The sequence below is a fragment of the Bradyrhizobium sp. PMVTL-01 genome (assembly GCF_051861855.1).
Taxonomy (GTDB): domain Bacteria; phylum Pseudomonadota; class Alphaproteobacteria; order Rhizobiales; family Xanthobacteraceae; genus Bradyrhizobium.
This window is the reverse complement of record NZ_CP193982.1, coordinates 6,140,695-6,165,588: the sequence shown is the minus strand read 5'-3', so window position 1 is coordinate 6,165,588 and position 24,894 is coordinate 6,140,695. Positions and strand designations below refer to the sequence as shown.

18 protein-coding genes are annotated in these 24,894 nt (G+C 64.8%); 12 read left to right on the top strand and 6 right to left on the bottom strand.

What is annotated here, in order from left to right:
* Positions 1-282: 282 nt before the first annotated feature.
* Together ACRQ5Q_RS29870 and ACRQ5Q_RS29865 are read right to left on the bottom strand one after the other, a co-directional pair.
* Positions 283-738 carry a DoxX family protein gene (locus ACRQ5Q_RS29870; RefSeq protein WP_439374236.1) on the bottom strand — a complete coding sequence of 152 codons (456 nt, stop codon included), beginning with the start codon at positions 736-738 and terminating at the stop codon, positions 283-285.
* Between the two features lie 320 nt (positions 739-1,058).
* Positions 1,059-2,798, bottom strand: a complete 1,740-nt coding sequence (locus ACRQ5Q_RS29865; protein WP_439393524.1) for a methyl-accepting chemotaxis protein — start codon at positions 2,796-2,798, stop codon at positions 1,059-1,061.
* Between the two features lie 223 nt (positions 2,799-3,021).
* Here ACRQ5Q_RS29865 and ACRQ5Q_RS29860 point away from each other — a divergent pair, with 223 nt between their 5' ends.
* From ACRQ5Q_RS29860 to ACRQ5Q_RS29845, 4 genes are all read left to right on the top strand, one after another.
* Positions 3,022-4,404, top strand: coding sequence for an ethanolamine ammonia-lyase subunit EutB (locus ACRQ5Q_RS29860; protein WP_439374238.1), 1,383 nt, complete (start codon positions 3,022-3,024; stop codon positions 4,402-4,404).
* A 146-nt stretch (positions 4,405-4,550) separates the two neighbouring features.
* Positions 4,551-6,137 carry a B12-binding domain-containing radical SAM protein gene (locus tag ACRQ5Q_RS29855; RefSeq protein WP_439374239.1) on the top strand — a complete coding sequence of 529 codons (1,587 nt, stop codon included), beginning with the start codon at positions 4,551-4,553 and terminating at the stop codon, positions 6,135-6,137.
* The gene (gene eutC / locus ACRQ5Q_RS29850) at positions 6,134-6,919 is read left to right on the top strand and encodes an ethanolamine ammonia-lyase subunit EutC (RefSeq protein WP_439374240.1); all 786 of its coding nucleotides are present in this window, start codon (positions 6,134-6,136) and stop codon (positions 6,917-6,919) included. The genes ACRQ5Q_RS29855 and eutC overlap by 4 nt, the downstream gene beginning before the upstream one ends.
* Positions 6,920-7,125: 206 nt before the next feature.
* Positions 7,126-9,492, top strand: coding sequence for an efflux RND transporter permease subunit (locus tag ACRQ5Q_RS29845; protein WP_439393522.1), 2,367 nt, complete (start codon positions 7,126-7,128; stop codon positions 9,490-9,492).
* A 465-nt stretch (positions 9,493-9,957) separates the two neighbouring features.
* Here the strand turns inward: ACRQ5Q_RS29845 and ACRQ5Q_RS29840 are convergent, their stop codons facing one another.
* On the bottom strand, positions 9,958-10,452 hold the full coding sequence (locus tag ACRQ5Q_RS29840) for a hypothetical protein (RefSeq protein WP_439393520.1): 495 nt from the start codon (positions 10,450-10,452) through the stop codon (positions 9,958-9,960).
* A 457-nt stretch (positions 10,453-10,909) separates the two neighbouring features.
* Between ACRQ5Q_RS29840 and ACRQ5Q_RS29835 the strand changes: the two genes are divergently transcribed.
* The 6 genes from ACRQ5Q_RS29835 to ACRQ5Q_RS29810 all read left to right on the top strand — a co-directional run bounded on the left by ACRQ5Q_RS29835 (position 10,910) and on the right by ACRQ5Q_RS29810 (position 17,071).
* Positions 10,910-11,146: a hypothetical protein gene (locus ACRQ5Q_RS29835; protein WP_439374242.1), complete on the top strand. Its 237-nt coding sequence runs from the start codon at positions 10,910-10,912 to the stop codon at positions 11,144-11,146.
* A gap of 191 nt (positions 11,147-11,337) precedes the next feature.
* Positions 11,338-12,222: a squalene synthase HpnC gene (hpnC, locus tag ACRQ5Q_RS29830; RefSeq protein ID WP_439393518.1), complete on the top strand. Its 885-nt coding sequence runs from the start codon at positions 11,338-11,340 to the stop codon at positions 12,220-12,222.
* Positions 12,212-13,051 carry a presqualene diphosphate synthase HpnD gene (gene hpnD, locus ACRQ5Q_RS29825; protein ID WP_439374244.1) on the top strand — a complete coding sequence of 280 codons (840 nt, stop codon included), beginning with the start codon at positions 12,212-12,214 and terminating at the stop codon, positions 13,049-13,051. Before hpnC ends, hpnD begins: the two co-directional genes overlap by 11 nt.
* The gene (gene hpnE / locus ACRQ5Q_RS29820) at positions 13,051-14,307 is read left to right on the top strand and encodes a hydroxysqualene dehydroxylase HpnE (RefSeq protein ID WP_439393517.1); all 1,257 of its coding nucleotides are present in this window, start codon (positions 13,051-13,053) and stop codon (positions 14,305-14,307) included. Before hpnD ends, hpnE begins: the two co-directional genes overlap by 1 nt.
* A gap of 65 nt (positions 14,308-14,372) precedes the next feature.
* Positions 14,373-16,325 carry a squalene--hopene cyclase gene (shc, locus tag ACRQ5Q_RS29815; protein ID WP_439374246.1) on the top strand — a complete coding sequence of 651 codons (1,953 nt, stop codon included), beginning with the start codon at positions 14,373-14,375 and terminating at the stop codon, positions 16,323-16,325.
* Positions 16,322-17,071: a phosphorylase gene (locus tag ACRQ5Q_RS29810; RefSeq protein ID WP_439374247.1), complete on the top strand. Its 750-nt coding sequence runs from the start codon at positions 16,322-16,324 to the stop codon at positions 17,069-17,071. The genes shc and ACRQ5Q_RS29810 overlap by 4 nt, the downstream gene beginning before the upstream one ends.
* A gap of 452 nt (positions 17,072-17,523) precedes the next feature.
* On the opposite strand, the gene hpnH is transcribed toward ACRQ5Q_RS29810, so the two are convergent.
* Entirely contained in the window at positions 17,524-18,684 is a 1,161-nt protein-coding gene (gene hpnH / locus ACRQ5Q_RS29805) for an adenosyl-hopene transferase HpnH (protein WP_439374248.1), read from the bottom strand.
* Between the two features lie 37 nt (positions 18,685-18,721).
* The gene (ispH, locus tag ACRQ5Q_RS29800) at positions 18,722-19,648 is read right to left on the bottom strand and encodes a 4-hydroxy-3-methylbut-2-enyl diphosphate reductase (RefSeq protein ID WP_439374249.1); all 927 of its coding nucleotides are present in this window, start codon (positions 19,646-19,648) and stop codon (positions 18,722-18,724) included.
* 457 nt (positions 19,649-20,105) lie between these two features.
* Between ispH and ACRQ5Q_RS29795 the strand changes: the two genes are divergently transcribed.
* Complete coding sequence (locus ACRQ5Q_RS29795) at positions 20,106-22,694, top strand: MMPL family transporter (RefSeq protein ID WP_439393515.1); 2,589 nt, start codon at positions 20,106-20,108, stop codon at positions 22,692-22,694.
* On the opposite strand, the gene ACRQ5Q_RS29790 is transcribed toward ACRQ5Q_RS29795, so the two are convergent.
* Positions 22,662-23,333: a DUF2147 domain-containing protein gene (locus tag ACRQ5Q_RS29790; protein WP_439393513.1), complete on the bottom strand. Its 672-nt coding sequence runs from the start codon at positions 23,331-23,333 to the stop codon at positions 22,662-22,664. The two genes, ACRQ5Q_RS29795 and ACRQ5Q_RS29790, sit on opposite strands and share 33 nt — an antisense overlap.
* Positions 23,334-23,476: 143 nt before the next feature.
* Between ACRQ5Q_RS29790 and hpnO the strand changes: the two genes are divergently transcribed.
* On the top strand, positions 23,477-24,868 hold the full coding sequence (gene hpnO, locus ACRQ5Q_RS29785; RefSeq protein WP_439374252.1) for an aminobacteriohopanetriol synthase HpnO: 1,392 nt from the start codon (positions 23,477-23,479) through the stop codon (positions 24,866-24,868).
* Positions 24,869-24,894: the final 26 nt, after the last annotated feature.

Below are 24,894 nucleotides of genomic sequence, written 5' to 3'. Positions count from 1 at the left end.
TGTGCCGCGCTGGCGACGTGGCTGATGCTTCTCTTCAGGATCTTGGGTGAGCGCTTGAAGCCGCTCTCGAAACGCTTCAGCCATCTGATCGAGGTCGCTTTCGGGCCAAGGGCGAAGTGATGCGGTAACGGCCTTCCTTCAAGGCCACGTCGCGTTGCCCTTCGTAGTATCTTGCGCATTCGCAGCTCTGCGAGTGGCGAAGACGCTTGCGCCACGATTTGGAGCAAAGTTCTGCAGGTCACCGGCTGCACACCGCGGAAGAAGCTGAAACGAACGGCGCTGCTAGCCGGTCAGTCTCCGATCGAGCGAGAGCCGGCCCGCTCCGGTGACGAAGATCAACAGGGCGCCCCCCATGATCGTGATGTTCTTCAGGAAATGATTGTACTGCCCGATCTGCTGCGCGCCGGCCGGATATTCCCAGTAGCGATGTCCGACTGCAGTCGCCGAGAGTACGAACAGGAACATCACGATTGCGCAGTAGCGCGTGCCGATGCCGAGGACCAGACAAGCCGACATCACGATTTCCAGCGCGACGGTGAAGGTCGTGAACAGCACGGGCGCCGGTACGTTCAGCGACCGGAAATAGCCGACCGAGCCGCTGAAGTTGGTAAGCGCGCCGTACGCGCTGCCGATGAAGACCCAGGCCAGCAGGATGCGGCCGACCAGGATCAGCAGGTCGGCATTGCCGCTTGCGAACTTGTCGATCGCAGATGTGGACCAGGAAGAGCGCGATAGCATGGTGGCTGCCTTATCGCTGAGGACGGCACCTGAATGACGATGATGGTATCACGATCGGCGAAGCGCATGAAGGGCGCCTGGCGGCGCATGATGCGCTGCAAGCAGGCGCCGCAAATGCCGCAAGTCAATTCAAGAGTAGCGCCCAATCGCCATGCTGACACTATGCCAGTGTTTTGCCCGACGGGTCAAACGAATTTCGTAAAATCAGCAGTTTCTCGCGCCGGCGGCCAAGCATTTATAAAGCCGACCCCGGCTACTGTGCATGGGGTTGTTTTCCGAACTTTTGGGTGAGCGCGGGCCGCCGACGGCTTCGCGCGCCGCTATCCCGCCCTGGCGATGCGGCCCTCCGTCGCCCCCGCGCGCAGGTTCTGGAAGAACGTCTCCACCTCCCGCGACAGCGTCGCCGCCGTCTCGGTCAGGCTGCTCGCGGCCGTCAGCACGGAGGCTGCGGCCGTGTCGGTCTCGCCGATGGCGTCGCGCAGCGAGCTGATGTTGGCGACGAGCGTCGCGTTGCCTTGCGCGGCGCTTTGCGCGTTGGACGAGATCTCGCGCGTCGCCTGGTCCTGCTGGCCGACGGCACCGGCAATGGCTGACGTGACCTCGTTGATCTCGCACACCGCGCCGCCGATCTCGCGCACGGCGTCGACCGCGTTGCGGGTGGAGGCCTGGATCATCGCGACGTTCTCGCTGATGTCGGCGGTCGCCTTCGCGGTCTGTCCCGCCAGCGCCTTCACCTCATGCGCGACGACGGCAAAGCCGCGGCCGGCATCGCCGGCACGCGCGGCCTCGATCCTGGCGTTGAGGGCGAGCAGATTGGTCTGCTCGGCGATCGCCTGAATGAGATTGAGCACGCCGTCGATGCGCTGCGTGGCGGCCGCAAGGCTCTCGATCTCCGCGATCGATTTCTCGGTGCGCTGGCCGGTCTGCTCGACAGCGCCAGCGCTCTGGCGCACCTGGCGGCCGATCTCCTCGACCGAAGCCGACAGCTCCTCGGCCGCGCCCGCGACCGCCGTGACGTTGTGCGAGGCCTGCTCCGTGGCCTTCGCCGCGGTGCCGGCGCGGCTGGATGCATCCGCGGTGACGCGGGTGATGGTCTGCGCGGTCTCGCGCATCACGGAGGCGTTGTCGCTGAGGCCGCGCATGATCGCGCCGATCGCCTCGCGAAACGCCTCGACGGATTGCTCGATATGGCGGGCGCGCGCCTCGCGCGCGGCGGAATCCTGCGAGACCTGCGAGGCCAGGTTGCGATTCCGCGCCATCGCGTGCTGGAACACCTGGATCGCGCGGGCGAGCGCGCCGATCTCGTCGGCGCGGCCGGAGTGCGGCACCACGACGTTCTCGGCGCCGTCGGCGACCTGCTCGATGGTGGCGGTGATCGCGGCGAGGGGCCGGGCGATCGAGCGGGCGATGATGACGATGCCGATCACGACCAGGGCCAGCGCCAGGCCGCCGAGGCAGGTCAGGACGAAGGAGAGGGTGCGGTTGGTCTCGGTCTCGTGCGCGACCTGCCTGGCGCGCTCGGCATAGACCTTGGACAGCGCCTCGAGATCCTTGTTCAGCGCCGAGCGCACCGCGCGGTTGGCGTCGTTGTCGCCCCATTCGCGGCCGGCGGCCGCGTTGATCTCGACGCCGCGGCGCACCAGCTCCTTGCGGAACTCGACGAACTGCTCGATGCGCTTCTTGAAGGTCGCGAACTGCTCGGCATCGTCGGCCTTGACGATTGTCTCCCAGCGCTTCACGACATCGAGGATCTGGGTGTTGAACTTGAGCAGGCCTTCGCCGTATTTCTTCACCACGGCCGGCTCGGTCGACATGTAGACGCCGCGCGATTCCATCACCACCGCATAGACCAGCGAGTTGACGCGCTCGACGTTCAGCGCGGCCGCGTTCGCGGTCTCGATCGCGCTGGTCAGGTCGGCGCTGCGGCGGCTGTTGTAGTCGGACAGCATCGCGATCGCCGCCGTCAGCAGCGCGAACAGCGCGAAGACCGCATAAAGCTTGGTGGCCAGCGTAAAGCGGCCCGCCAGGGTGGCGGCATTCCCAGATCGGTCGGATGTCATGGTGTTCAGGAGCCCGGAATGGCCTGAAGCGGCCGGTGAGCGACGGTCGTGCGGAATTGATGCAAAACTATGCGAAATGAAGATGGACGCGGCGTTAACGCGCTGCTTGGCTCCCTTCGTGCTTTGTCGAAAGGAAGGCAAGCTATTTCAGCGTCTTGAACCGAAGGTATAGTTCCAGGATAGTGCTGGGCCGGCCGTTGGCCGACGAGCCCCGGAGAGGCCCTTGGTCTACCGCCACACCATCGACGCCACGACCTACACATTCCCTGATCTGCGCGACCTGCTCGCCAAGGCGACCCCGCCGCGCTCCGGCGACCGGCTGGCCGGAATTGCCGCTGCCAGTTCCGAGCAGATGATCGCGGCGCGGATGGCGCTCGCGGACGTGCCGCTCGTCGAGTTCCTGCAGGAAGCCGTCATTCCCTACGAGACCGACGAGGTCACCCGTCTCGTCATCGACAGCCACGATGCCAGGGCCTTTGCGCCGGTGGCATCGCTGACCGTCGGCGCCTTCCGTGACTGGTTGCTGTCGGACGCTGCAACGTCGGAGGTGTTGAACGGGCTGGCGCCCGGCATCACGCCCGAAATGGCGGCCGCGGTGTCAAAACTGATGCGCAACCAGGACCTGATCCTGGCGGCGCGGAAATGCGAGGTCACCACCGCCTTCCGCAACACCATCGGCCTGAAGGGTCGCATGAGCACGCGGCTGCAGCCCAACCATCCGTTCGACGATGCCAGGGGCATCACCGCCTCGATCCTCGACGGCATCCTGCTGGGGGCCGGCGATGCCTGCATCGGCATCAATCCGGCCAGCGACGACCCCGCCGTCATCGCGCAATTGCTGCGGCTGCTCGACGAGATCATCGCGCGGCTGAAGATCCCGACGCAAGCTTGCGTGCTCACCCATGTCACCACGACGCTGTCGCTGATCGGGCAGGGCGTGCCGGTCGATCTCGTCTTCCAGTCGGTTGCCGGCACCGAGGCCGCCAACCGCAGTTTTGGCATCGACCTCGCGCTGCTGAGGGAGGGGCAGGAGGCAGGCCTGTCACAGAAGCGCGGCACGGTCGGGCAGAACGTGATGTATTTCGAGACCGGCCAAGGCTCCGCGCTGTCGGCGGGCGCCAATCACGGCGTCGACCAGCAGACCTGCGAGGCCCGCGCCTATGCGGTCGCGCGCGCCTTTGCGCCGCTCCTCGTCAACAGCGTGGTCGGCTTCATCGGCCCGGAATATCTCTATGACGGCAAGGAAATCATCCGCGCCGGGCTGGAGGATCACTTTTGCGGCAAGCTGCTCGGCCTGCCGCTCGGGATCGACATCTGCTACACCAACCATGCCGAGGCGGACCAGGACGACATGGACAATCTGCTGACGCTGCTAGCCGCTGCCGGCGTCACCTTCATCATGGGCGTGCCCGGCGCCGACGACGTCATGCTGAACTACCAGTCGACGTCTTTTCACGACGCGCTCTATGTCCGCGACGTCTTCGGCTTGCGCCGCGCGCCGGAATTCGATGAATGGTTGGTGCAGTCGGGGATCGCGGGCGCCGATTTCCGCCTGGCCGGCGATGCAGGCCTGCTACCCGATTTCGCCTCGCGGCTGATCGCGTGAGGTGGACCGGGAGTCGCCCGAGAAACCATTGGTCCCCCGTGGAATTATGCTCATGCCACAATATTGAGAAATTCCGGCGACAGCATTACGCTATGTGCCTGGCTGGCAATTTCCGCAACCAGGTCGAGTGTGGCGGGGGAGCTTAGATGCGAGCTGAAAGCAACGGTACGTCCCGGCGGATTCTCTGTGTGTTTCCGCGCTACACGTCCTCGTTCGGTACCTTCGAGCATTCCTACCCACTGACCGATGGCGTCCGCGCCTTCATGCCGCCGCAGGGCCTGCTGCTGATCTCCGCCTATCTTCCGAAGGACTGGCAGGTCAAATTCGTCGACGAGAACCTCCGCCGCACGACCAAGGAAGAGTTCGAATGGGCAGAGGCCGTATTCGTCAGCGGCATGCACATCCAGCGCCAGCAGATGAACGACATCTGCCGCCGCGCCCACGAGTTCGATCTGCCGGTCGCGCTCGGCGGTCCCTCCGTCAGCGCCTGCCCGGACTATTATCCGTCGTTCGACTATCTCCATGTCGGCGAGCTCGGCGACGCCACCAACCAGCTGATCGAGATTCTGTCGCGCGACACCTCGCGTCCTGACGAACAGGTGGTCCTCACTACCAAGGACCGGGTGCCGATGACGGAATTCCCGATCCCGGCTTACGAACTCGCCGACGTGAAGAAATACTTCCTCGGCAGCATCCAGTATTCCAGCGGCTGTCCCTATCAGTGCGAGTTCTGCGATATCCCCGGCCTCTACGGCCGCAATCCGCGCATCAAGACGCCGGAGCAGATCATCGCCGAGCTCGACCGCCTGCGCGAATGCGGAATGACCGACACGGTCTATTTCGTCGACGACAATTTCATCGGCAACCGCAAGGCGGCCATGGATCTGCTGCCGCATCTGATCGAATGGCAGAAGAAGACCGGCTACGTGGTGCGGCTCGCCTGCGAGGCGACGCTCAACATCGCCAAGCGCCCCGAGATCCTCGAGAAGATGCGCGAGGCCTATTTCATCACCATCTTCTGCGGCATCGAGACGCCCGACCCCGATGCCCTCAAGGCGATGCACAAGGACCACAACATGATGGTCCCGATCCTGGAGGGCGTGCACACCATCAACTCCTACGGCATGGAGGTCGTCTCGGGGATCATCATGGGGCTCGACACCGACAAGCCGAACACTTCGGAGGCGCTGCTCGCCTTCGTCGAGGAGTCCCGGATTCCGCTGCTCACCATCAACCTGCTTCAGGCGCTGCCGAAGACGCCGCTATGGGACCGTCTGGAGCGCGAGGGGCGCCTGATCGAGGACGACGGGCGCGATTCAAACGTCGACTTCCTGTTACCGTATGACGACGTCGTCGCATCGTGGAAGCACGCCATGGCGGTCGCTTACGAGCCCGAGAAGGTCTACGCGCGCTTCCAGTATCAATGCGACCACGTCTATGTGCACCGCCTCAAGGTGCCGGTGCCGGAGGAGATGAAGACCTGGCCCAATATCAGGCGGGCTCTCGTCATGCTGCGCAACATCTTCTGGAAGGTCGGCGTACTCGGCGACTACAAGCGCGTGTTCTGGAACTTCGCGCTCGGACGCCTGAAGCGCGGCGACCTCGAAGGCCTGATCGGCTGCACTCTGATTGCGCACCATCTCATCACCTTTGCGCGCGCGGCCTCCAGCGGCAAGCAGAACGCCTCGAACTACTCGATCCGGCTGCGCGAGGCCGCCGTTCCCGCAGAATGAGCGACAAATCTGTTCCGGCCCGTCCGACCATCGATCTCAGGTCGTTCACGCCCGCGCGCGTTGCGCTCGGGCGCAGCGGTGCGAGCGTGCCGACAAAGCCGCTGCTCGATTTCACGCTTGATCATGCCCGCGCCCGTGACGCCGTGCATGCCGTCTTCGAAGCGCCGCGTCTGCTCGCCGATCTCGGCGCACTCGGTCTCGCGGTCAGCGCGGTGAGGAGCCAGGCCGTCGACCGCGGGGACTATCTGCGGCGGCCGGATCTCGGACGACAGCTCGATCCAGCGGCCGCCGAAGCTCTCGCGCGAAGCGCTGCCGGGCCATGCCCGCTCGCGCTCGTGATTGGCGATGGCCTCTCGGCGGCGGCGGTCCACGCCCATGCGGTGGCGCTGGTGGCGCGCCTGCTGCCGCTGCTCGCGGAAGGCGATGCTGTCGCGCTCGGCCATGTCGTCGTCGCCTCGGGCGCGCGCGTCGCACTCGGCGACGAGATCGGCGCGATTCTCGGCGCGCGCATGGTCGTCATGCTGATCGGCGAGCGGCCCGGACTGTCCGCGCCGGACAGTCTCGGCGCCTATCTCACCTTCGCCCCGAAGCCGGGCCGCACCGATGCCGAGCGCAATTGCGTGTCCAACATCCACAAGGCCGGGTTGAGTCATGGCGAGGCCGCCTTCAAGATCGCCTGGCTCGTCCGCGAGGGCCTGGCCAGGGAGGTGACCGGCGTGGCGCTGAAGGACGAGAGCGCGGACCGGGCGCCGCGTCGAATCGGCACGGCATTGCCGGAATGACGGGCATTCCGGCAAAATCGCCGCATCTTGATCGATTCGGCCACCCTCCGCGCGCTTGCGAACAGGCCTTTTGACCTGCTAAACCGCTGCCGGCGATTTTCCGCGCATTTTCAACGGGCAAGCCTCCCATTGGTATGGCGTTTTCAAGCCGTTCGCGGGGCGCAATAAGCTCACAAGACCGAGCCGATTTAGGAACTGGACAAGGCATGCTCGAAAAGCACAGCGAGAGTGAGGTTCATGTCGACAAGGTCGAGCAGAGACCGGCGTCCTCCATCGCCTTCGGGCTGGAGCGGCTCGGGCTGATCGCCATCCGCGCCCCGATCGTCTCCTGCATCGTCCTGCTGGCCCTGATCGTCGGCGCCGTATTCGGCATCCAGCGGATCAAGATCGACGATTCGCTGTCGCAGCTGTTCCGTTCCGACACACGCGAATTCAAGCAGTATGAAGAGGTGACCAAGAAGTTCCCGGCCGAGGAGTTCGACGTCCTGGTCGTGGTCGAAGGCAAGAATCTGCTGGCGCGGAACAACCTCGAGAAGCTGCGTGACTTCATCACCGATATGCAGCTGGTCGAGGGCACGCGTGGCCTCGTCTCGCTGTTCTCGGCGCGCCAGGCACCGGCCCCGGGCAAGCTGCCGGCGGCGCTGTTCCCGCCCGAGCTGCCCGAGGGCGCGGCCTATGACAAGTTCATCGAGACGGTGAAGAACAACGAGATCATCCGCGGCAAACTGCTGTCGGAGGATGGCACGCTGGCGCTGATCGTGCTCTCGCTCGATCCGGAGGTGGTCGCCTCCAGCAAGCTGACCAAGACCGTCGGCGACATCCGTACGCTGATGAAGGAAGACCTCAGCGACACCGGGCTCAACGTGCAGCTCTCCGGCGTGCCGGTGATGCAGCTCGAGATCCGCAACGCGGTCGAGCGCGACGGACTCACCTACAATATCCTCGGCATTCTTGCCGGCTGTGTCATCGCCATCATCTTCTTCCGCAAGATCTCATTCATGATCGCGGCGGCGTTCCCGCCGATGATCGCGATCCTGCTGGCGCTCGGCGCGCTCGGCTGGGCCAATTTCAATCTCAACATGTTCCTGAACGTGATGACGCCGCTCATCATGGTGATCAGCTTCTCGGACTCGATGCAGCTGACTTTCGCCGCGCGCGACCGGCTGATCGCCGGCCAGGACAAGTTCACCGCGTTCAAGAACGCGGTGCTGGTGGTGGGGCCGGCCTGCGTGCTGACGCATGGCACCGCCGGCATTTCCTTCATCGCGCTCCAATTCTCCAATTCCGACCTGATCCGCAAGTTCGGCGAGGCGGGCCTTGCCGCCACCATCATCGCGCTGGTCGCGGTGCTGTCGCTGGTGCCGGTTTTCGGCGTGCTGTTCGTGCGCAACGAGAAGATCTTTGCGGTCAAGTTCCAGGGCGCGGACGCCGGCGTCCAGGCGCTGCGCAATTTCTGCTACTGGATCGCGGTGCGCATGGTCGGCCGGCCCGGCCTGTTCAGCTTGATCGCGGTGCTGTTCGTCGGCGGCCTCGGCGTCATCTATGCCAATCTGGAGCCGCGCTACCGGCTCGCCGACCAGGTGCCGGACAAGCGCCAGGCGGTCGCCGCCAGCGACCGGCTCGATGCCAAGCTCACCGGCGCCAACCCGGTCAACGTGCTGATCGCGTTCCCCAAGGATGAATCGCTCTATTCCCCGGAGACGCTGCAGACCATCGCGGATGTGCATGCGACGGTGGAAAAGGCAGCCGGCGTCGGCAATGTCTGGTCGCTCGAGACCCTGCGCCGCTGGCTCGCGGAAAAGGCCGGCAGCGCCGACGTGGCGACGCTGAAGGAATATGTCAGCGTCATCCCCGAGCATCTGGTGCGGCGTTTCATCGACGCCGAGCAGGATGCCGTCGTGGTCGCGGGCCGCGTGCCGGACAAGGATTCCAGTCAGCTCCTGCCGATCGTCGACAAGCTCGATACAGAGCTCGACACCGTCCGCAAGAAGCATCCCGGCTACGAGATCGCGGTGACCGGTCTTGCCGCGATTGCCGCGCGCAACTCGGCCAGCATGATCGAGAAGCTGAACCGCGGCCTGACCGTGGAATTCGCGCTGGTCGCGATCTTCATCGGCCTCGCCTTCCGCTCCTGGGTCGTGATGCTCGCCTGCATTCTGCCGGGCATCTTCCCCGTGGTGATGTCCGGCACGGTGCTGTGGGCGATGGGGGAGGGGCTGCAATTCGCCAGCGTCGTCGCGCTGACCGTCTCGTTCGGCCTCGGCCTCAGCGCGACCATCCACTTCCTCAACCGCTTGAGGCTCGAGAGCAAGCCGGGCGTCGGCTCGGCACTCGCAGTGGAGCGGGCGACCGTGCTGGTTGGACCTGCGCTGATCCTGACCACGGTGGTGCTCGCCTGCGGCCTCGTCGTCACGGTGTTTTCCGACCTGCCGTCACTGCGGCTGTTCGGCTGGCTCAGCGCCTTCTCGATGGTCATGGCGCTCGTCGCGGACCTCTTCATCCTCAGGCCGACGGCGATGTGGTTGATCAACCTGCACGGCAAGTTGCAGGGCACGGACAAGCCGGCGATCTGAGCGTGGGGCGGCGAGGCCGCCCCGCAATCACGTCTCGATCCGGACGCTCCCGTCCGGATTAAACTTGAAGTCGTCCTCGGGGTGGTCCTGCTGCCCGCGGCAGCGTGAGCTTGCGATCGCGCAGCGTCGCGTCGATGCCGTGCTCGGCCATGGCGTTGGCGATCTCCTCCTTCAGCATCGCCGCGGACCATTCGTTGCCGCGCGATTTCGATCGATCTCGAAGTTGAAATCCGCAATCGTTCTGGCCACCGCTTCCGGCGGGTGCAGCGTCATCCTGGCGCGGCTTTAGCAGAAGGCTGCATGTCCCTCTCCCGCTGGATCGACGGTTGATCATTGGGCCATGCGCTGCTCGCGGCGAAGAGCCCAGTGGCTTTGAGCAGCTTTCTGCGGAGATGGTTCATGTCAGCAAAAAGCCCCCGGCTCTTGAGAACCGGGGGCGTGTTCCTCATCGGCCCAGAAGGGCGATCAGCCCTTCGTCATCGTGATGTTGACGCCGCGGATCTCGCCCTTGGAGGAGATCTGCACCGTCTGCTTGGTGCCGTTGGTGCGCAGCGACAGATTGGCGGCAAAGCCGTTGGCCTCGACGAACACGTCGATCTGGCCGCCGCCGGCGGTGCCCTGCAGATTGCCGAAGATGTTGCGGCTCGCCTCGCTCCAATTGCCGGAGATGCGGTCGCCCTGGCTGGTCACGTCGCTGGTGAGGTCGAACTTGTAGCTGTCGGAGGCGCAGTGCAGGGCCTGCTTGAGGTTGAGGCCGCTGCCGGCGACCTTGTAGTCGGCGTTGCAGCGGATGCGTTCGGTGGACCCGTCGGACAGCGAGACCGTGCCGGTGCCGGTCCACGCGCCGTCGAAGCCGGTAAACGGTCCGGACTGTGCGTGGCTCGCCGAAACCGAGAAGAGCAGCGCAGCGCCAACGCCGGCCGCGGTGATTGCCAGTCCAGATCGCCCACAGAATTTCATCACAAATATCCCGTTTTGGAACGACGTCCGCTGAGGTCCAGGACGTCTCGCCACATCGAAGGTTTAGTGCTTCGAGCCTGTGTCAGGTTCAACGCGCAGGCACCAGAGATAGTGGTTCATGCGGCGCCGGCGAGGGCCTGGACCATGCGATTTGCTGTGTTTCGGTGCGTTTCTGGCCTTAAGGGCAGGGCGGAGAGATGCAGCTCTGCAACAGCTGTGCAGTAAAATGCGGACCTTCTGAATTATGATGTAGTATCAAACTCTTACATCTGCCAATGAAGGCGCAGGGAAGACCTGATTTGGTGGGGCGGCGCCAATTTGGCCGCATTTGCCAGTGCTTGTGCCTTCTCCGAGGCCGCTACCCCGCGGCGACTTGCCATCAGAACAATCCGTTCCGGTCGTCCGCCCAGTGCTGTCCGGGATCGGTGCGATTCTGCCGTCAGAATGAAGGAATACAATGCGTAAGCTTCTCGTCGCTCTCACCATGCTGTCGGCATCCCTCTCGACGGCCGCATTCGCCCAGCAAGGAGGGCGCGGCACGGACGCCGAGCAGAAGGCCTGCACGCGCGATGTGCAGAAGTTCTGCCGCCCGGTCATCGATCAGGGCGATTTCACCATCCTGGCCTGCCTGAAGGAGAACAGGGCCAAGATCTCCCAGGCCTGCGACCAGGTCCTGAAGAACCACAACCAGTAAGCTCGGCCACCGGCCCACCCGAGGCGGCCCCGGGCCGCCTTTTCGGGCCGGGTCCGCACGGGGCAGCCATCGAGAGCAGGATTGGTTTTGCGGCCGTATTCCCCTATATGGGGGCCGCGGCGGCATCGCCGGCATGAGCCCGCGCGAGCCAAAAAGCCCTTCCTGTCCAAACGATTGTTAACCAGCCCTCGATGACCTCTGCGAGCGAATTGCGATCCGGCAAGGGTGACCGCGACGAGAATTTTCCCGTCGCGTCCTGGATCATTCATCCGCGTCATCGCGCCCTGATCCTGGCCTATTACAATTTCGTCCGCACCGCCGACGACATCGCCGATCACGCGACGCTGCCGCCCGACCAGAAGCTTGCCTATCTCGACCTGCTCGAGGCGGAACTGCTCGGCAACGGCGACACCCAGGCCGAGGCCGTCACGCTGCGCCGGGCGCTGGCCGAGCGTGGCATGCCGCCGCGCCACGCGCTCGACGTGCTGATCGCCTTCCGCATGGACGTGACCAAGCTGCGCTACGAGACCTGGGACGAGGTCATCCATTATTGCCGCTATTCGGCGATGCCGGTCGGCCGCTTCATGCTCGACGTCCATGGCGAGAGCACCTCGACCTGGGCCGCATCGGATGCGCTCTGCGCGGGCCTCCAAATCAACAATCACCTGCAGGACTGCGGCAAGGATTTCCGCGAGCTCAACCGCGTCTATCTCCCGCGCGATGCGCTGGCCGCGAGCGGCGCCTCGGTCGAGCAGCTTGGGCTCGCGCAATCGCCGCCGGCGATGCTCGCCTGCCTGCAGTCGCTCGCCGCGCGCAACGAGGCGCTGCTCGACGAGGCCAGGTCGCTCAGCGCCGAGATCCGCGATTTCCGCCTCGGCGTCGACGTCGCGGTGATCCAGGCCTATGCCGACCGCATCGTGCGCCTCTTGAAGGTGCGCGATCCCCTGCGCGAGCGCGTGCACCTGAACAAGTTCGAGCTTCTCACATTCAGCCTCACCGGCATGATCGGCGAAGTCGGCCGCCGCGCCATCGGACGCAAGGCCATCTCCAGACCGGGGACTGCACATGACGCTTGAGGCGACCTCGCCCGGCGCCAGTTATGGCTCGACCGCATCCGGCAGCTCGTTCTATGCCGCGATGCGCATCCTGCCGCACGACCAGCGCGAAGCGATGTTCCAGATCTACAGCTTCTGCCGACAGGTCGACGACATCGCCGATTCCGACGGTCCGCGCGAGGAGCGGCTCGCTGCGCTCCAGCAATGGCGCAACGACATCGACGCGCTATATCAGGGCAATCCGCCGCCGCGGCTGAAGGACTACGTCGCCTCGGTGAAGACCTTCGGGCTCAAGCGCGAGGATTTCCTGGCCATCGTCGACGGCATGGAGATGGACGTGCCGCAGGACATCCGCGCGCCCGACATGGCGACGCTGGACCTCTATTGCGACCGCGTCGCCAGCGCCGTGGGGCGGTTGTCGGTGCGGGTGTTCGGCATGCCGGAGGAAGACGGCATCCTGCTCGCCCATCATCTCGGCCGCGCGCTTCAGCTCACCAACATCCTGCGCGACATCGACGAGGACGCCGGCCTTGGCCGGCTCTATCTGCCGCGCGAGGCGCTGCTGCATGCCGGCATCACCTCCAATGATCCGAACCGCGTGATCGCCGAGCGTGCCTTGCCGAAGGTCTGCCTGCCGCTGACGCAGCGTGCCAAGGCGCATTTCGAGAAGTCGGACGAGATCATGAACCGCAACAAGCGCCGCGCCGTGCGCGCGCCGCGGATCATGTCGAAATACTATCATTCCATTCTGGACCTCCTGATCGCGCGCGGTTTCGACGCGCCGCGCGAGCCCGTGCGCGTGTCGAAGATCGCACGCATTCTGATCCTGCTCCGTTACGCTTTCATCTGATGCAAAACACAGCTCACATCATCGGTGCCGGAATTTCCGGCCTCTCCGCCGCCGTGCGGCTCGCGAATGCCGGCTTCAAGGTCGCCGTGCACGAGGCGACGCACCAGGCCGGCGGCCGCTGCCGGTCCTATTTCGACGGCGCCACCAATCTCACCATCGACAACGGCAACCACCTGCTGCTGTCGGGCAACAGCCACGCGCGGGCCTATGCGCGCGCGATCGGCACCGAGGCCGGCCTCGTCGGGCCGGATCGCGCACGATTTCCGTTCGTCGACATCAAGACCGGTCAGCGCTGGCAGATCGATCTAGGCGATGGCCGCTGGCCGACCTGGGTGCTCGACGAAGGCCGCCGCGTGCCCGACACCGGCCTCACCGATTATCTCAGGCTGGCGCCGCTGGTCTGGGCGTCGGAAGAGACGCTGGTCGGCAAGTCGATTCCGACCGAGGGCATCCTCTATCAGCGCCTGGTGCAGCCGCTGCTGCTGGCGGCACTCAACGTCGATCCGCCCGAGGGGTCGGCCGGGCTCGCCGGCGCGATCGTGCGCGAGACGCTGCTCGCGGGCGGGAAGGCCTGCCGTCCCCTGATCGCGCGCGACGGTCTCAGCGCCGTGTTGATCGAGCCGGCGGTGAAGTTCTTGTCTGAGCGTGGCCACACCGTTCAGCTCGGCCATGAGCTGCGTTCGTTCGTCAGCGCAGACGGCAAGGTGACCGCGCTGGACTTCGGCGGCGAGGATGTGATCCAGCTCGGTGCAGGTGACGTCATCGTGATGGCGGTGCCGCCGCGCGCGGCAGCTAACCTGTTGCCCGGTCTGAAGACGCCGACCGAATTCCGCGCCATCGTGAACGCGCATTTCCGCTTTGAGCCGCCGCCAGGCTCGGCACCGATCCTCGGTGTGATCGGCGGCGTCGTGGAATGGCTGTTCGCGTTTCCGAACCGGCTCTCGGTAACCATCAGCAACGGCGACCGTCTCGTCGATGTGCCGCGCGAGGAACTTGCGCAGGCGATCTGGAACGATGTCTGCAAGGCGGGCGGTGTCGCCGGCGAGCTGCCTCCTTGGCAGATCGTGCGTGAGCGCCGTGCCACATTCGCGGCAACGCCCGCCCAGAATGCCCTGCGTCCGGGGCCGGTCACCGCGCTGAAAAACCTGTTCCTCGCCGGCGACTGGACTGCTACGGGATTGCCGGCAACCATCGAGGGATCGGTCCGGTCGGGTGACCGGGCCGCCGATCTGGTTCTGGCCGCAAAAGGATCCTGACAAGCGGCCCTGACGGGCAAATGTCCCGGTCAACTTTCAATCGACTATCGGAGCAATCGAGCGACATGGATTCCGTGAACGCGACCAGCCGCGAAGCTTTGGAATCGAGCATTGCGTCGGCGACGCAAGGCGTTCTCGGCTTCCAGCAATCGGACGGCCACTGGGTGTTCGAACTCGAGGCCGACTGCACGATTCCGGCCGAGTACATCCTGCTGCGGCACTATCTCGCCGAGCCGGTCGACAGCGTGCTCGAGGCCAAGATCGCGAACTATCTCCGCCGCGTGCAGGGCGCCCATGGCGGCTGGCCGCTGGTGCATGACGGCGAGTTCGACATGAGCGCCAGCGTGAAGGCTTACTTCGCGCTGAAGATGATCGGCGACTCCGTCGACGCCCCCCACATGGTGCGGGCGCGCGAGGCGATCCACGCCCGCGGCGGCGCGATCAACAGCAACGTCTTCACCCGCTTCCTGCTGGCGACGTTCGGCGTCGTGAGCTGGCGCGCGGTGCCGGTGCTGCCGATCGAGATCGTGCTGCTGCCGTTCTGGTCGCCGTTCCATCTCAACAAGATCTCCTACTGGGCGCGCACCACCATGGTGCCGTTGATGGTGATCGCCGCGCTGAAGCCGCGCGCGAAGAATCCGAAGGGCGTCGGCATCGACGAATTGTTCCTGCAGGATCCGCGTTCGATCGGCATGACCTCAAAGGCGCCACATCAGAGCATGGCCTGGTTCCTGCTGTTCCGTTCGCTCGATGCGATCCTGCGCGTGATCGAGCCGCTGTTTCCGAAGCGCCTGCGCAAGCGCGCGATCGACGCCGCGCTCACCTTCATCGAGGAGCGGCTGAACGGTGAAGACGGCATGGGCGCGATCTATCCGCCCATGGCCAACATCGTCATGATGTACGACGCGCTCGGCAAGGACGAGAATTATCCGCCGCGCGCGACGACGCGCCGGGGCATCGACAAGCTGCTGGTGATCGGCGAGGACGAGGCCTATTGCCAGCCCTGCGTCTCCCCGGTGTGGGACACGACGCTGGCCGCGCATGCGCTGCTGGAAGCCGGCGGCGACAAGGCGGTGCCTGCGGCCAAGCAGGGCCTCGACTGGCTGATCCCGCGGCAGGAACTCGAGGTGAAGGGCGACTGGGCGGTGAAGCGGCCCGACGTGCGTCCGGGCGGCTGGGCCTTCCAGTACAACAACGCGCATTACCCCGATCTCGACGACACCGCCGTCGTGGTGATGTCGATGGACCGGATGCGCCGGGAGCACGGTGCCACCGGCTATGATGCCGCGATCGCCCGGGGCCGGGAGTGGATCGAGGGCATGCAGAGCGACGACGGCGGCTGGGCCGCCTTCGACGTCAACAACCTCGAATACTACCTCAACAACATCCCGTTCTCGGACCACGGCGCGCTGCTCGATCCGCCGACCGAGGACGTCACTGCGCGCTGCATCTCGATGCTGGCCCAGCTCGGCGAGACCCGGAAGACCAGCAAGCATCTCGCCGCCGGCGTCGCCTATTTGCGCAAGACCCAGCACCCCGAGGGGTCCTGGTACGGCCGCTGGGGCATGAACTTCATCTATGGAACCTGGTCGGTGCTCTGCGCCCTCAACATGGCCGGCGTCGACCACAAGGACCCTATGATCCGAAAGGCCGCCGCCTGGCTGGCCTCGATCCAGAACGACGACGGCGGCTGGGGGGAGGACGCGGTCAGCTACCGGCTGGATTACAAGGGCTGGGAGGCCGCCCCCTCGACCGCCTCGCAAACGGCATGGGCCTTGCTTGCTCTGATGGCGGCTGGCGAGGTTGATCACCCGGCCGTGGCCCGCGGGGTGGAGTACCTGATTGCAACACAAAACAAAAAAGGACTGTGGGACGAGCAGCGCTACACCGCCACAGGCTTCCCCCGCGTGTTCTATTTACGGTATCATGGTTACCCGAAGTTCTTTCCGTTGTGGGCGTTGGCGCGGTACCGGAACTTGCGGAACACCAACAGCAGGGTGGTAGGGGTCGGAATGTGACTTTGGGGACGGGGGACTATGTTACCGCGGGTAATGCTATCGACCCGCGGCCGATACTGATCGTGACCGGACTGGTGCAGGAGGCCCGCATTGCGGCCGGGCCTGGAATGGCGGTCATCTGTTCATCCAGCAGCCCGGCCCAGTTGCGGGCGCTGCTGACGGTGGTGGACCCTGAGACGATTCGCGGCGTGATCTCGTTCGGCGTGGCCGGCGGGCTTGACCCGACGCTGCGCTCCGGCGACGTCGTGCTGGCGACCGAGGTGCTCGCCGGCGACACCCGGTGGGCCGCCGGCCTGACGCTCGGCGACGATCTGATCGAGCGCCTGACCTCGGACCGCCGCCGCGTGGTGCGCGGCAGCCTCGCCGGCGCCGAGGAAGTGGTTACGAAGCGGTCCTGCAAGGCGGCGCTGCATTCGGAGACGGGCGCTGCCGCCGTCGACATGGAAAGCCACATCGCGGCCGCGTATGCGGCCGCGGCCGGGCTGCCGTTCGCCGCGGTCCGCGTCATCAGCGATCCCGCCCATCGCGCGCTGCCGGCGCTCGCCCGCGCCGCCATCAAGCCGAACGGCCAGATCGACCTCGGAGCCGTGCTGCGCGGCATTGTGCGCAATCCGGCGACCCTGCATGCGCTGGTCTCGACCGGCATCGACTTCAACCGCGCCCTGCGCTCCCTGCGCGGCTGCCGCGACTACCTGATCGGGACCGAGCTCGTCGACAGCGAGGCTTTGGTCTCCAAGGCGGCCTGACCTCTTGATGCGATAAAACAAAAGGCCCGGTCGCCATTGGTGACCGGGTCTTTTGCGTTTTGGTGCATGCTCGCTCGGTCGCCTCCATGCGGTTTCGGTCCGCGACCCAGAGCGTCTGTCGCATCATGCCCTCGACGATGGCCGCCGATTCGCTTGGACGACTTGAGCAGCCATGGCCACACCGGTTGCTCGAGCCGCTCCTCATAGGCGCGGCGCATCATGCGCGACGCGGCTTCGTCACGGCGAATGTGGCCGCTCTGTCGGAACGTCATCGCCTTGGAGCGACTTGGCACGTCCAATGTGACGCGGTTGCCAGCCGCCGGTGGGCGCCGGAAAGCATCAAAAAGATTCCCGAACCAGCTGCCCGACCGCCTCCGGTCTCCTCAGCTTGCGCCGAGCAAGCAAAAGGCCCGGTCGACCGGGCCCTTTGTGTATCGATGTTCGTAGCCGCCCTACGCGGCCGTCGAGGCCTTCTGCGCGGCCTTCGCCTGCGCGGCGGCGGCCTCGTCCTTGCGGATCTCGGAGAGCTTCTTCTGGACCTGCTCCGAGAAGATGTACTGCGCCGGGCGCTGCTTGGAGAGGTCGATCTCCGGCGCCATGGGGCCAGAGGTCTTGATGCCGCGTAGCGACACCCACATCGCCTTCAGCGGGTTGTTGAGCGCTGCGGTCGCCGCGGTCGGCTCGTAGCCGCAATGGGCCATACAGTCGGCGCACTTCTCGTAACGGCCGGTGCCGTAGGAATCCCAGTCGGTGGTCTCCATCAGCTCCTTGAAGGTTTTTGCGTAGCCTTCACCGAGCAGGTAGCAGGGCTTTTGCCAGCCGAAAATGTTGCGCGCGGGCATGCCCCAGGGCGTGCACTCGTATTCCTGGTTGCCGGCAAGGAAGTCCAGGAACAGGCCGGAATGCATGAAGTTCCACTTCTTGCCCTTGCCCATGGCGAAGACGTCGCGGAACAGCTTCTTGGTCTTGGTGCGGTTCAGGAAGTGCTCCTGGTCCGGCGCGCGCTCGTAGGCGTAGCCCGGCGACATCGAGACGCCGACACCGAGCTCGACGGTGAGGTCCAGGAACTTCGCGATCTCCTCGGCCGGGTGGCCGTCGAAGATGGTGGCATTGACGTTGACGGTGAAGCCGCGCGCTTTGGCCGCCTTGATCGCGGAGACGGCGCGGTCGAACACGCCCTTCTGCGACACCGCCTTGTCGTGGTGATCGCGCAGGCCATCGAGATGCACCGAGAAGAACAGGTACGGCGAGGGCTCGAAGAGATCGAGCTTCTTCTCGAGCAGCAGGGCGTTGGTGCAGAGCGAAACGAACTTCTTGCGCGCCACGAGGCCGCGCACGATCTCGCCGATCTCCTTGTGGATCAGCGGCTCGCCGCCGGGAATCGCGACCATCGGCGCGCCGCACTCGTCGGCGGCGTCCCAGCACTCCTGCGCGGTCATGCGGCGGTTGAGGATCGCGTCGGGATAGTCGATCTTGCCGCAGCCGACGCAGGCGAGGTTGCAGCGGAACAGCGGCTCCAGCATCAGCACGAGCGGATAGCGCTTGCGGCCAAGCAGTTTCTGCTTGAGCAAATAGCCGCCGATACGCATTTCCTTGAAGAAGGGGATTGCCATTACACGTTTCTTTCTGGGCTTTTCAATTCGGGTGGGGTCAGCTCGCAGCCAGTTGGGCTGGAAGCCGGAATTCGATGTTTTCCTCGCGACCGGGGAGCACCTGGACCTTGACCGGTCCGATCCGCCGCATCGCTTCGATCACGTCATCCACGAGTACCTCGGGCGCCGAAGCGCCGGCCGTGACGCCGACAGTCCTAGCATCTTTCAACCACTCCGGATTGAGCTCGCTGCCGTCGGCAATCAAATAACTCGCGACGCCGGCTTCGGTGCCGATTTCGCGGAGCCGGTTCGAGTTCGAGCTGTTGGCAGCGCCCACCACCAAGATCACGTCGACCAGCTTGCTCAAGTTCCTTACCGCAGATTGGCGGTTCTGTGTCGCATAGCAGATATCCCGGATATCCGGGCCTTGAATATCTGTAAAGCGGGCCTGGAGCGCCGCAATGATGTCCCTTGTGTCGTCGACCGACAAAGTGGTCTGGGTGATGTAGGCCACTGGGCTATCCGTCGGCAGCGTCAGGGCGTTAACCTCTTCAACGCTCTGAACAAGTAGCACCGGCCCGGGGACCTGGCCCATGGTGCCCTCGACCTCGGGGTGGCCGGCATGGCCGATCAGGATCAGGGTGCGGCCCTTGGAGATGTACCGCTTCCCCTGATTGTGAACTTTCGTGACCAGCGGGCAGGTGGCATTGAGCACCGGAAGGTTGCGCGCGGCGGCCTCTTCCTCGACGCTGCGGGCGACGCCATGGGCGCTGAAGACCGTGACGGATTTCGGCGGAACCTCGGACAGCTCCTCGACGAAAATGGCCCCTTTGTTCTTCAGGCTCTCGACCACGTATTTGTTATGCACGATCTCGTGGCGCACGTAGACGGGCGGGCCGTATTTCTCCAGGGCCCGTTCCACGATCTCGATTGCACGCACCACACCCGCACAGAAGCCGCGCGGCTGCGCCAGATAAACTTCCATAGGACGCCCATCACGCAAGTTGTACCAATCCGCTTCCTTGTCCCAGCGGCACCCGATCCACCAATGGGTTGCAATAAACGCACCATTAGCTCGCGCCCGCGGTAACCGCCCACCCCAACCAGGCCCGGCGCATGGAGGCACAGCACTTTGTGTCAAAAAATCGGCAGAAAGGAAAGCGCGGATGAAACTATGGTTCCGGGCGGGTGAAGATCGCGGTACTATAGTATAGCGATTTCCGCCAGCAAAATGGGCACATTTGTGCTCACCCCTTCGTCACGTTCCCGCCTCAACTGCACGGCTATACCGACCGCCCCGCATGATTTTGCCACGGTCCTCCGCCGTTTACCCCGAACCTTCTTGCGGCGAGAACCACTCAAAACAGCAATAGGTTTCGCCCGGGAACTCCGATAAACAGCGGGCGTTTCCGGCAAGCTGTTTAAACGCAGAAAGAAAAGAAGTGCTGCAAAGCGTAGTCGTTGCCATCGTCAGGGCCTGTACCCGGCTTGCCTCCCTCGTCGTCGTTCTCGGGCTCCTGCTGGCGGTGGCCGCGGGCTATTACGCTGCGCGCCATTTCGCCATCAACACCGACATCAATTCGCTGATTGCCAAAAATCTCGACTGGCGGCAGCGCGACCAGCAATTCGACCGCGCCTTCGACCGCGATGCGACGATTCTGGCGGTCGTCGAGGCGAGGACGCCGGAGATGGCGACCGCCGCGGCGGATGCGCTCTACGCGAAGCTGAAAGACGACAAGACCAATTTCGTGTCGATGCAGCAGCTCGGCACCGGCGAGTTCTTCGAGCGGAATGGCCTGTTGTTCCTGCCGACCGAAGAGGTTGCGAAGGCGACCAGTCAATTCGAATCCGCAGCGCCCCTGATCGAGATCATGGCGGGCGATCCCTCGATCCGCGGCCTGACCGGTGCGCTCGAGACAGGGCTTGCCGGCGTCAAGCGGGGGCAGGTGAAGCTCGACGGCACCGCGCGGCCGTTCAACCAGATCGCTCAGACCGTCGAGACCGTGCTCAACAAGGGCAACGCGAGCTTCTCCTGGCGCGAGCTCGTCAGCGACGAGCCGCTGTCGGATTCTGACAAGCGCGCCTTCATCGAGTTCAAGCCGATCCTCGACTACAACGCGCTGGAGCCCGGCAAGGACGCCACCGACGCAATCCGCAAGGCGGCAGCCGATCTGGATTTCCCGACCAAGTACCAGGCGCGGGTGCGCCTGACCGGTCCCGTCCCGATCGCGAACGAGGAATACGCGACCGTTCAGGAAGGCGCCGTGGTCAACGGCGTCGGCACCATCCTCGTCGTGCTGCTCATCCTTTGGCTGGCGCTGCATTCGGCGAAGATCATCTTCGCCGTGTTCGTCAATCTCTTCGTCGGCCTCGCGATCACGACGGCGGCCGGCCTGATGATGGTCGGATCATTCAATCTGCTGTCGATCGCATTCGCGGTGCTGTTCGTCGGCCTCGGCGTCGATTTTGGCATCCAGTACAGCGTCCGCTATCGCTCGGAGCGCTACAAGCACAACGATCTCTCCGGTGCGCTGGTGCTGGCTGCGAAACGCTCGGCGGTGCCGTTGTCGCTCGCCGCGATGGCGACCGCGGCTGGCTTCCTTTGCTTCATGCCGACGGACTACCAGGGCATCGCGGAACTCGGCCAGATCGCCGGCGTCGGCATGCTGGTGGCCTTCCTCTCCTCGATCACCATTCTGCCGGCCCTGCTGAAGCTTCTGAACCCGCCCGGTGAGATGGAGCCGGTCGGCTATGCCTTCCTGGCGCCGCTCGACCGCTTCCTGGAGAGGCATCGTTTCCTGGTCGTCGGGGGCACGCTGCTGCTCGCGCTCGCCGGCCTGCCGCTGCTCTACTTCATGAAGTTCGACTTCAACCCGATGAACCTGCGCAATCCGCACGCCGAGTCGATCGCGACCTTCCTCGACCTGCGCAAGGATCCCAACACCGGCGCCAACGCCATCAACGTGATGACCACGTCGGAGGAGCAGGCAAGGCAGGTCCAGGCGAAGCTGGAGCAGGTGCCGGAGGTGCTCCGGGTGATGTCGCTCGACAGCTTCGTGCCGCAGGACCAGCAGCCGAAGCTGAAGTTGATCGCGCAGGGCGCCAAGGTGCTGAACCCCGCGCTCAATCCTGATCAGATCGATGCGGCCCCGACGGACCAGGAGAACGTGGAATCGCTGAAATCCTCGGCCGATAATCTGCGTCGGACCGCCGGGGACGCCAAGGGCCCGGGCGCCGTCGCCTCGCGCCGGCTCGCGGATGCGCTCGAGAAGCTCGCCAATGGCGACGAGGCCACGCGCAACAAGGCGCAGGACGTCTTCGTCACGCCGATGAAGATCGTGTTCGACCAGCTCAGGAACGCGATGCAGGTAGGGCCCGTCACCCTGAGCTCACTGCCGCCCGACCTCGTCAGCGCCTGGAAGAGCAAGGACGGCATCATCCGCGTCGAGGCGCTGCCCAAGGGCGATCCCAACGACAACGACACCCTGCGCAGATTTGCGGCGGCGGTGCTCAAGGCCGAGCCGACCGCGATCGGCGGGCCGGTCTCGATCCTGAAATCCGGCGACACCGTGGTGAAGGCGTTCATCCACGCCGGCATCTACGCGCTGCTCGTGATCGGCCTGCTGCTATGGATCACGTTGCGGCGGTTCGTGGACGTGCTGATGACGCTGGTGCCGCTTCTGGTTGCCGGCGCCGTGACGCTCGAAATCTGCGTGTTGATCGGCCTGCCGCTCAACTTCGCAAACATCGTCGCGTTCCCGCTGCTGCTCGGCGTCGGCGTCGCGTTCAAGATCTATTATGTCGTGGCCTGGCGCTCCGGCAGAACAAACCTGCTTCAGACCAGCCTGACGCGCGCGATCTTCTTCAGTGCGCTGACGACGGCGACCGCGTTCGGGAGCCTGTGGCTGTCGAGCCATCCCGGCACGTCCAGCATGGGCAAGCTGCTGGCGCTCTCGCTGGTGACGACGCTCGCCGCCGTGCTGCTGTTCCAGCCGGCCCTAATGGGCAAGCCCCGCAATCTCAGGGAGTAGGCAGATGTCGCCGACGGGATCGGCGGCGCCCTTCTGAGCGGGCTTGGCAGCGGCGGTCTTCGCAGCCGGCGCAGACGCTGTAGCGCCCGTCGTGGCTTGGGGGGGCTGGGCTGGTTGTTGCGCTGCCTGTTGGGCTCCCTGTTGTGTTCCCTGGGCTTTCGGCGCCCCACCGGACTTCGGCGCGCCCTTGGCCATGGCATTGGCAGGGCTCACGGGGATCGGCGGTCCGACCCGGGTCCAGGTCTCGCCGCCACAGAGGAAGCCCATCACGCAGCCCTTGATCTCGAGCTGGTCGGTGCCGACAGGTGTGATCGTCGCGCTGTAGGTCTGGCCGTCTTGCGCGTTATAGACCTGTCCCTCCCACTGATCGGCGCCGGGCTTCTTCTTCATGTCGAGCAGGGTGGGCATGCCCAGGGTCGGCCTGTTCTTTTTCGAGACATCAGGGTTGTTCTCGTCGCGACCGCCGGGCTTCTTTTCCCAGGAAACGGCGCCCCACATGCTGCCATTGCACTGGGCGACACGGATGTTGGCGACGCCGTCGGCGACCCGCCAGTCGCCGGTGGGATCGGCCGCGAGGGCTGGCGTCAGGCAGGCGTAACCGCCAGCCAGTATAATTCCGGTGTAAAGGGCCAAACGCATGAGTGTTCCTTGGCAGTGCAACATGATCTAAAAGCTGTGCTTGCGAAGATGGTCCGAAAAAGGGCAAAAGGCCGCACAGACCGTTTGCAGTAACGGTCCGTTTTCCAGTTGACGAGACGGCCCTCAATCGAAGTATGTAGCGGATGCCCAGTCCAAATCCAGACATGTCTCAGCTGTTCGCGGACCGGCAGGCCCAGCGCAGCGCCTTGCATAATCGGTATCTGAACGAGCAGTTCGTCCGGGTGCTCAAGACCATCGGCTACGATGTCGGCTTCCAGAAGGGGCAGGGGCAGTACCTCTACGACCGCGAGGGCGCGCGCTATCTCGACCTGCTGTCCGGCTTTGGCGTGTTTGCTATCGGACGCAATCATCCGGTCATGCGCGAGGCGCTCAAGAGCGTGCTCGATGCCGACCTGCCCAACCTCGTCCAGTTCGACGTCTCGACGCTCGCCGGCGTGCTGGCCGAGCGCCTCCTGAAATATGTTCCCTATCTCGACAAGGCGTTCTTTGCCAATTCCGGCGCCGAATGCGTCGAGGCCGCGATCAAGTTCGCGCGCGGCGCGACGGGGCGTCCCGGCATCGTCTATTGCGCCCATGGCTATCACGGCCTGACCTATGGCGCGCTGTCGCTGACCGGTGATTCGAACTTCCGCACCGGTTTCGAACCGCTGCTGCCAGGCTGCACCCCGGTTCCGTTCAACGATCTGGCCGCGCTCGAAAAGGCGCTGGCCTCGCGCGAGGTCGCCGCGTTCATCGTCGAGCCGATCCAGGGCAAGGGCGTCAACATGCCCACGGACGAGTTCCTGCCCGGCGCGGCCGCGCTCTGCAAGAAATACGGCACGCTGTTCGTTGCCGACGAGATCCAGACCGGCATGGGCCGCACCGGCCGCTTCCTCGCGGTCGAGCACTGGAACGTCGAGCCCGACATGGTGCTGCTGTCGAAGTCACTGTCGGGCGGCCACGTGCCGGTCGGCGCGGTGCTGACCCGCAAGGCGATCTTCGACAAGATCTTCAATCAGATGGACCGCGCGGTCGTGCACGGCTCCACCTTCTCCAAGAACGACCTCGCCATGGCCGCGGGCATTGCCACGCTGGACGTGATGGAATCGGAGAAGCTCATCGATGCGGCCGCCAAGCGCGGCGCCGAGCTGCGTCTGGCGCTGACGCGCATGGTGCCCGGCTACGAGCTGTTGAAGGAAGTTCGCGGCAAGGGCCTGATGATCGGCATCGAGTTCGGCCCGCCGAAATCGCTGCGCCTGCGGGCCTCATGGAACGTGCTGGAGACCGCCAACAAGGGCCTGTTCTGCCAGCTCATCACCGTGCCGCTGTTCAAGGATCACAAGATCCTGACGCAGGTCGCCGGCCACGGCAGCCACACCATCAAGCTGCTGCCGCCGCTCACCATCACCGAGGAAGACTGCAGCTGGATCGAGAAGGCGTTCGATGACGTCATCGCGGGCAGCCACAAGGTCCCCGGTGCGATCTGGTCGCTGGGCAAGACGCTGGTGGACAACGCGGTGCGGCGCTCGGCTTAAGTTCGCCGATCTGTCTCAGCAATCGT